Raw genomic sequence first — 384 nt, 5'->3', positions numbered from 1 at the left:
TGGTGATGGAGCGGGCGGTGGTTTCGGCGTGGCTGGCGATCAGGTGGGCGTGGTCGAGGTGGCCCGCATCGGCCGCTACCGTAACCAGCCGCGTCAGCGCCCGCGCTCGGTAGTCCAGGTCGGTGATGGAGAGGGCGATGGTTTCGGCGTGATCGAGGCGGCCTGTGCGGGCCAGTGCCGTCATCAGCAGTGTGAGCACCTGAGCTTGGGCGTCTGGGTGGGTGATGGCGTGGGAGATGGTTTCCGCGTGGTTGAGGTGCCCCATGCCGACCAGCACCGTCACTAGTTCTGTCAGCTCCTGAGCTTGGTAGTCGGGATTGGTGATGGAGCGGGCGGTGGTTTCGGCGTGGCTGGCGATCAGGTGGGCGTGGTCGAGGTGGCCCG

General features: G+C 66.9%; 1 protein-coding gene. It reads right to left on the bottom strand.

Features of this window, described 5'->3' with window-relative positions; translation table 11 throughout:
* Positions 1-384, bottom strand: a 384-nt coding sequence (locus IMZ11_RS44745; protein ID WP_228649901.1) for a hypothetical protein, incomplete at both ends; no start/stop codon positions are given.

This window comes from Microtetraspora sp. AC03309, from assembly GCF_020826795.1.
In the GTDB taxonomy this organism is placed as follows: domain Bacteria; phylum Actinomycetota; class Actinomycetes; order Streptosporangiales; family Streptosporangiaceae; genus Microtetraspora; species Microtetraspora glauca.
The sequence above is the reverse complement of the archived record's forward strand: the minus strand, read 5'-3'. Positions and strand labels throughout refer to the sequence as shown.